Genomic DNA, 7,046 nt, shown 5'->3' with positions numbered 1-7,046 from the left:
CCTCAAGGTAAAATTATGAATAATCCAGGTATATTAAGGACAAATAAAAATCGTTAGTTGCAGATCACAGTCTGAACTAACGGTTTTTTTCTATAGTTTTTGAAGTTCGTTATCAATTATTTTCTGTAGACTTTTTTGAGTTTCATCTGCGCCGAATAAGGAAGTGCCTGGCTCTAAAATTCTGCCTTGTGCCAATGAATCAAGTATTAAAGGATCGAATCCGAGATCTGTGACAATTTTGGCAGCCGCAGCAACTGCTTTAAAATCATCCCCAGCAAGGGTGATGGCTTTGCGCTGACCATCTTTGCCGTTTCCTGCTTCATCTTCAAGGTCATGATACCCCATGTGATTCAAAGCTTTGACAACGGTACTTTTTGATAAGTACTGTTGCACTAGTTCTGAAGATGAATGATCTTTTGTAGTATAGATGTTATCTGTTCCGTCAACTTCCCACCAATAGTTCATGGCATCTAAAACTACTTTTCCAGCTAACCCTGTTTTTTCAATAGTTTTATATTTGCTCAGAGGAAGGGCCAAAATAACGATGTCTGCTTGCCGGGTCACCTCTTGGGCTGAAAGAGCAGTAGCCTTTGGAGCAAGAACACTGATCGTTAGTTGAATCTTAGCGGCTGGTTTTGAACTTGCGATCAGCGTTTGATAGCCGGCTTTGGTACTTAATTTGGCAAGTGTAGTACCTAATTTTCCTGCTCCTAAAATCCCGATCACTGGTTTATTCATAGCTGTATTCCCCCGACTTTATGAGATCTTTGACTAAAGGGACAACTTTTGTACCGTAAAGTTCAATTGACTTTTCTCTTTGAAAAGCATATTGTCCTCCGGCACCATAGATGAAATCAAATCGTTTCACGCCAACTTTAGTCATTTTATCAGCGATTTTGTGTGCGACATGCTCTGGTGTTCCAACATAATAGGAACCTTTCTTGACCTCAAAGTCGAAACGCTTTTTGTCCATCGGTACCCAACCACGATCAGACCCGATCCGATCCATCGACCTGCGCAAATATTTCCACGCGATATTGTAGGCTTCATCATCTGTGTCCGCAATTACGCCATGTGAATGCATGCCTAAGGTATGTTGTGGTTGGTTAAACTGGGCGGCAGCTCGCTGGTAAAGATCAACGTATGGCTTAAATTTTTCAGGAGCACCACCAATGATCGCTAAAATAACTGGGAAACCATAGTAAGCGGCTCTGATGATCGAATCAGGAGTTCCACCCACACCAACATAAGTGTCCAACTTATGACCGCTGATCTTGGGATAGATTTTTTGCTTTTCTAAGGTTTGAGTAAACTTGCCAGACCAATTAACAGCTCCTCCATCGCGTAATTTATTAAATAAGGCCATCTTTTCTTCAAATAAGGCATCATAATTTTCTAAATTGTAGCCAAATAATGGAAATGATTCAGTGAATGAGCCACGGCCTAGCATAATTTGGGCTCTGCCATCGGAAATATTATCTAGTGTTGCAAAACGTTCGTAAACACGGACTGGATCATCTGAGCTGAGTACTGTGACCCCAGTACTGAGTTTAATATTTTTAGTGATAGTTGCAATTGCAGCCAGCATCGTATCAGGGCTGGAAATAGCATATTTAGGACGATGATGCTCGCCTAAGGCAATTACATCGATCCCTATATCATCTGCTAATTTTGCTTCTTTGATTATTTGCTTCAAGGCGACTGAATATGAAACAGGGAGATCGTTTGCTGGATCATCAGGAACATCGCCAAATGTGTCAAGTCCAAAAACTAATTTATTTGTAGCTGTCATTTTACAAACCTCCAGACGTTAGAAAAAGCTTACTTTTTGTTAGTAACTATAGATATAATTTACTGATTTTTTATTTGCGCGTCAAGTACTTCTTTAAAAAAGTATTGCATACAAACTATTTTTTGAAAATTAGGTTTGTTAATTGGTAGAATAATAGTTATAGTGTGACTATTTTAGCTAAGAAAAATTTATTTAATAGAGCACCAAGATATGACATATATGCGTAGATATGTCTGGTTTTACTGATATTTGTTTCTTAAACGGTTTTTTCCGCTCTGTTTTGATCTTATAATACGAGGAGGTACTTTTAATGAAGATTGTTGTTTTGGATGGATATGCGTTAAATCCAGGTGATATTGATTGGGCACCGTTACAAGAGATCGGTGAATGTGAGATTTATGATCGGACTTCGTTTACTGATAAGAAAGAAATTTTAAAACGGATCGGTGATGCACGGATCGTTTTGACAAATAAAACCCCTATAGATGAGGAAATTATTAATAGTGCACCTAACATAGAATATATTGGAGTTTTAGCTACTGGATATAATGTGATCGATATAGCTGCGGCAAACAAGGCAGGAATCACAGTTACGAATATTCCGACTTACGGAACTGAAGCTGTGGCACAATTTACTTTTGCGCTGTTATTGGAAATCACTAGTCAAGTTGGTTTACATGACCGGTTAGTTCATGATGGAAAATGGTCAAGTAATCCTGACTTTAGTTTCTTTGCCAAACCTTTGACAGAGTTACAGGGAAAGGTACTGGGACTAGTAGGCTTTGGCAGGATAGCTCAAAAGGTTGCTGAGATCGGACATGCATTTGGAATGAATGTGATTTTTTACAATCATCGTCCTAAAAAAGTTAAACAAGATTGGCAAAAGCAGGTGAGTTTGGATACTCTGCTGAAAAACTCCGATGTTGTCAGCTTGCATGTCCCGCAAACACCGGACACTACAGAAATGATAAATGATTCTTCCTTAAAGAAGATGAAAGATTCGGCTATACTGCTAAATACTGCCAGGGGTGGGCTGATCAACGAGAAAGATGTCGCTGATGCACTGAATAATGGTCAGATTGCTGCTGCAGCAGTCGACGTTGCACAATGTGAACCGCTTAATGCGGATAGTCCATTGTTAGATGCAGATAATTGTTATATTACTCCCCATATTGCTTGGGCACCACAAGAAACAAGAGCCCGTCTGTTAGGTATCGCGGTCGATAATTTGACCGAATTTTTGGCAGGTCGCAAGAAAAATGTTGTTGAAAAGTAATAAATAAACTTAAATAGTCAGGGAACTTCTGCTTAAAACGGTTCCCTGATTATTTAATTTCAAAAAAGTTTGACTTTTTTTGACTATTTTGAAAGAAATCAGCTATATTTTCCCGTAAAGTTCCTTTCATATCAGTAATTATCAAACTAATTAATTTATTTGTCTAAAGTTTGACTAACTTTGACCAATGTTGTATTATGTACAATGTAAAGAAGGAAAGGGGATCTAAATAATATGAATAATGAATTAGCAAGCAACTTGAATCAATTGATGAACATCGGTGACGGTTTCTTTGAAAACTTTGGTGAACCATTCTTTACAATGGATTCAGCAGATAATATGAAGAGTGACATTACGGAAACTAAAGATGGTTATCAAGTAACTGTAGATATACCTGGTGTTGATAAGGAAAACATTGATCTTTCTTATGACCAGGATGTGTTAAGCATTAAGGTCAAGAGAAATTCAGCTCTTGATAAGAAAGATGAAAAACAAAATGTTATTGCAAGTGAACGTTCATATGGCGAATATGTTCGAAATTATCGTTTGCCAGATGTTGCTGGTGATAAGATTTCGGCTAAGTCCGATAAGGGAGTATTGACGATCAACTTGCCAAAAGCAGAAAAGAAAGAAACTGGGCATAAAATCGAAATTGGCTAAAAACAATTAGTTGACTGGAAGAACAAGTAGTATAAAAAAGAAGCTGGTGCGCTAGGCACTGGCTTTTTTTATTGGCTTGAAAATGGATAATTTTTTAGTTATACCTTTCTGCTGAGGTAAAATATCACAATTTACAGGAGTAAACATTAAATAGTAGTAATATTAGGACATTTTCATTGTGATATCTTAACCCTTTGGTAGAATTAAGAAGAGGAGGGGTCAATTTGCTGATCAGGCCGTTAGAAAGAAAAGATCTTAAGGATGTTCATGGTGTTCGTAATGAGCAAGATACTATGGCATATTGGTTTGAAGAACCGTATGAATCCTATGACGAGTTAGAAGAGTTATATAATGAACATATTCATGATACGCACGAACGCCGTTTTGTGATCGAAGAAGCAGGGGAGTTTGCAGGTGTTGTGGAATTGGTAGATATTGACTACATACCGCGGACGTGCGAGATCCAAGTTATTGTTCTGAGTAAATTTCGTGGTAGAAAGTTAGCGCAAAAAGCGATGGAAAGTGCATTGGAACATGCTTTTTATATTCTAAATATGCATAAGGTGTTTTTGTATGTTGATACTGTAAATAAATCGGCAATTCATGTCTATAAAAAATTGGGATTCCAATTAGAAGGAACTATGAAGGAACAATTTTATGCGCGAGGAAGTTATCGGGATTGTTACTTTATGGGTATATTAAAGCATGATTTCATGAGAGACAGACAGCATAAGTAATGAATAATGTGGTAAAGCAAAGGAGTTGAGCGAATGACACATGACTTAGACAGTGAAATTATGGGATATAAGTTATTGGTGGATTTTCCTGACTTTGCGCTTTATGCCGATGAACACGATAATTTGGTTCAAAGATACAGCATGGATCTGGTTGCAAAATATGATTTAGAAGACAAGAAGTATAAGTTTTCACCTGAAATGATGGCTTATCTTAAAAATTATATTGTTCAATACAAGGAAGCTGGAGCAGAAAAGAAGCAAATTATCAAGCGTTACATTGAGCAGCAATTTTTAAAGCAGTAAGTGGTTTTGATGTTAGTTTGTGTGGTAGGTGATAAAGCATCAGTTAATGCTGGTGCTTTATTTTTCTTTGTGAAAAATAGTTGGATATTTTGAAAAGCTTTAGGTAAAAGGACTATACTGAAGTAAGAGGAGGTAATATTTTGTCGAAAAATGATTTGATCGCACAGTTTCAAGACTATGATCTCTATGTAGGCCCTAAACGTAAGATCTTGAAGAAGTATCACGAAGATCAAAAAATGGCCGATCGTACCTACGTATTGTCATTGTTGGATTTTAGTAATCTAATGGGACAGATCAGACGTTATAACGCTGACCAGGAGAAGAATAATGTTGAAGACGAGCTCAGTAAATTGCAAGATAAGATAGAAAGTCGTTTTTTGCAAGAAACGAATCAAGTGTAAGACCTGTTAATAATTATGAGAATGAGAATTTTCGCCAGAGGTATTTTATTATAATTGAACTAAAAAAGCTAGCAGTTCCTATCTTTTTCAAGATTGAAACTGCCAGCTTTTTTGATAATGCGAGAAAAGGATGAGCGAAAATAATTAGTTAGCTTACTTTTATTGATCATTCCTCTATATGAACATTTTTATAGTTATACATAGCGCCAGCAGAGTTGACGATCAGTCCCTTGACTTTTGGCCTGATCATTTCTGGTGAATTTTGTTGATACAAAGGTGAAACACCCATATCCTTGCTCAATATTTTGGAAGCTTTGATCATATCATTCCAGCGTTTATCGGGATCTGCTACATCAGTAGTCTTAGCTGCTTTGATCAACTCATCATACTGGGAATTGGACCATGAACCATCGTTATACTCATTGCCGGTGGTAAAGAGTTCCATAAATGAGATCGGGTCTGTGTAATCGGCAACCCAGTTGGCTACAACTGCATCAAAGTTTCCGGCACGTGAACGCGACAGGCGGGTCTTCAAAGGAACGTTTGAAACATCGACTCTGATTTTGTCAGGACCTAAGTGTTGTTCAAGATGACTTTGGATATATGCAGTGACATCTTTACTTTGATCCGTATCAGCACCTAAAAGAGTGAAACGTAGTTTGGATTGTCCAATTTCCGCTAATCCTTCATTAAACAGGCGCTTTGCTTCACTTTCGCTGTAACGCAGATCATCGGTCTTAGCTTCTTTGGAAAAGTCGGTACCATTATTTTTAGCTAAACCGTTTGGAACGATCCCAGTTGGAATTTCTGTGCCTTCCCCCATGATTTTACCGGCTAACTGTTTACGGTTGATTGCTAAAGAAAGAGCCTGACGGATCTTAGTATTTTTGAAGGCAGCCTGTTTCTGATTAAATTCAAGATAAGTCATTTGCCCGCTCTTTTCAACAGTGAAACCAGGCTTTTTATTTAGTTGACGTGCCTGTTCGGTACTTAGCTGCGACATATCGCTCTTACCAGACTGATATAGGCAGTTGAAGGACTCTTATTGACTTTGAAATTAATACCGGACAATTTAACGTTTTTCTTATCCCAGTAATCATTATTTTTCTTGAACTTCTAGCTGAGATTAGAACCAGTCCAGTTTTTCATGACAAATGGACCATTGTAGACCATATATTTTGATTCTGTTCCGTAGTTTGACCCGTATTTTTTAACAGCTTTTTCGTTTTGTGGGAAGAAAACTGGGAAGCCCATTAATAATTTAAAGTATGGGACTTGTTTATCTAAAGTGACACTCAGTTTATACTTGCCATCAGCCTTGATCCCTAATGTTGTTGGGGATTTTTTGCCATTGATAATATCGTTAGCATTGGCCACGCCGTCAAATAAGTATGAATAAGAGGAGCCGGTTTTAGGATCGATTGTTCTTTTCCACGAGTAAACGAAATCTTTAGCCGTGACCTCATCGCCATTGCTCCATTTAGCTCCTTTACGGAGAGTAAATGTATAGTGTAGTTTATTCTTGCTGATTTTTGTCGAGCGGGCGATCCCGGGTTCTACTTTCGAGTTCTTTCCCAAGCGATACAGACCTTCCATTGAATTTCCTAACATATCGAAACTTTCAGAATCGGTTGCTTTGGAAGGGTCTATGGATGAAAGTTCGGTTGCTTCGCTCCAATTGAGAACTTGCTGGTCATTTTTACTGCCTGACTTCGAACTGCATGCTGCAAGTGAAAGACTGATCGCGATCAGAGTAGCTGCAATAGACACTGTTTTTTTAGCTGTCATAGCCATCTTCCTTTTCTTTAAAATAAAACCATTACTTAAATTATATTCTATGTTAGAAAAAATGGGGAGTGTCAAGAAGTTTGTGTAAA

The 7,046-nt window shown here is 37.8% G+C and carries 7 protein-coding genes and 1 pseudogene; 5 read left to right on the top strand and 3 right to left on the bottom strand.

Annotation, left to right across the window (positions count from 1 at the left end):
- Positions 1–90 precede the first annotated feature (90 nt).
- Both FC65_RS07700 and FC65_RS07695 read right to left on the bottom strand, forming a co-directional pair.
- Positions 91–738 (bottom strand): NADPH-dependent F420 reductase, encoded by a 648-nt coding sequence (locus FC65_RS07700; RefSeq protein ID WP_056972161.1) that lies wholly within the window; start codon positions 736–738, stop codon positions 91–93.
- On the bottom strand, positions 731–1,792 hold the full coding sequence (locus tag FC65_RS07695; protein ID WP_056972160.1) for an LLM class flavin-dependent oxidoreductase: 1,062 nt from the start codon (positions 1,790–1,792) through the stop codon (positions 731–733). The genes FC65_RS07700 and FC65_RS07695 overlap by 8 nt, the downstream gene beginning before the upstream one ends.
- A 310-nt stretch (positions 1,793–2,102) precedes the next feature.
- On the opposite strand from FC65_RS07695, the gene FC65_RS07690 reads away from it, so the two are divergent.
- The 5 genes from FC65_RS07690 (at position 2,103) to FC65_RS07670 (ending at position 5,169) form a co-directional block, all read left to right on the top strand.
- On the top strand, positions 2,103–3,068 hold the full coding sequence (locus tag FC65_RS07690; RefSeq protein ID WP_056972159.1) for a D-2-hydroxyacid dehydrogenase: 966 nt from the start codon (positions 2,103–2,105) through the stop codon (positions 3,066–3,068).
- 234 nt (positions 3,069–3,302) lie between these two features.
- Positions 3,303–3,728, top strand: coding sequence for an Hsp20/alpha crystallin family protein (locus FC65_RS07685; RefSeq protein WP_056972158.1), 426 nt, complete (start codon positions 3,303–3,305; stop codon positions 3,726–3,728).
- Between the two features lie 224 nt (positions 3,729–3,952).
- On the top strand, positions 3,953–4,465 hold the full coding sequence (locus FC65_RS07680; RefSeq protein WP_010494946.1) for a GNAT family N-acetyltransferase: 513 nt from the start codon (positions 3,953–3,955) through the stop codon (positions 4,463–4,465).
- Positions 4,466–4,498: 33 nt separating this feature from the next.
- Positions 4,499–4,768, top strand: coding sequence for a hypothetical protein (locus FC65_RS07675; protein WP_010494945.1), 270 nt, complete (start codon positions 4,499–4,501; stop codon positions 4,766–4,768).
- A 140-nt stretch (positions 4,769–4,908) separates the two neighbouring features.
- Complete coding sequence (locus tag FC65_RS07670; protein ID WP_010494944.1) at positions 4,909–5,169, top strand: hypothetical protein; 261 nt, start codon at positions 4,909–4,911, stop codon at positions 5,167–5,169.
- Between the two features lie 166 nt (positions 5,170–5,335).
- Here the strand turns inward: FC65_RS07670 and FC65_RS07665 are convergent.
- Positions 5,336–6,957, bottom strand: a pseudogene (locus tag FC65_RS07665) (peptide ABC transporter substrate-binding protein).
- Positions 6,958–7,046 lie beyond the last annotated feature (89 nt).

Source organism: Ligilactobacillus acidipiscis DSM 15836 (genome assembly GCF_001435755.1).
Taxonomy (GTDB): Bacteria; Bacillota; Bacilli; order Lactobacillales; family Lactobacillaceae; genus Ligilactobacillus; species Ligilactobacillus acidipiscis.
Note: the sequence above shows the minus strand (reverse complement) of the source record. Positions and strands in the feature narration are given on the sequence as shown.

Excerpts from the sequence above, each read along its gene's own strand:
- FC65_RS07675 (WP_010494945.1), top strand. The coding sequence starts at position 4,499 with ATGACACATGACTTAGACAGTGAAATTATGGGATATAAGTTATTGGTG.
- FC65_RS07685 (WP_056972158.1), top strand. The coding sequence starts at position 3,303 with ATGAATAATGAATTAGCAAGCAACTTGAATCAATTGATGAACATCGGT.
- FC65_RS07700 (WP_056972161.1), bottom strand. The coding sequence starts at position 738 with ATGAATAAACCAGTGATCGGGATTTTAGGAGCAGGAAAATTAGGTACT.
- FC65_RS07690 (WP_056972159.1), top strand. The coding sequence starts at position 2,103 with ATGAAGATTGTTGTTTTGGATGGATATGCGTTAAATCCAGGTGATATT.
- FC65_RS07695 (WP_056972160.1), bottom strand. The coding sequence starts at position 1,792 with ATGACAGCTACAAATAAATTAGTTTTTGGACTTGACACATTTGGCGAT.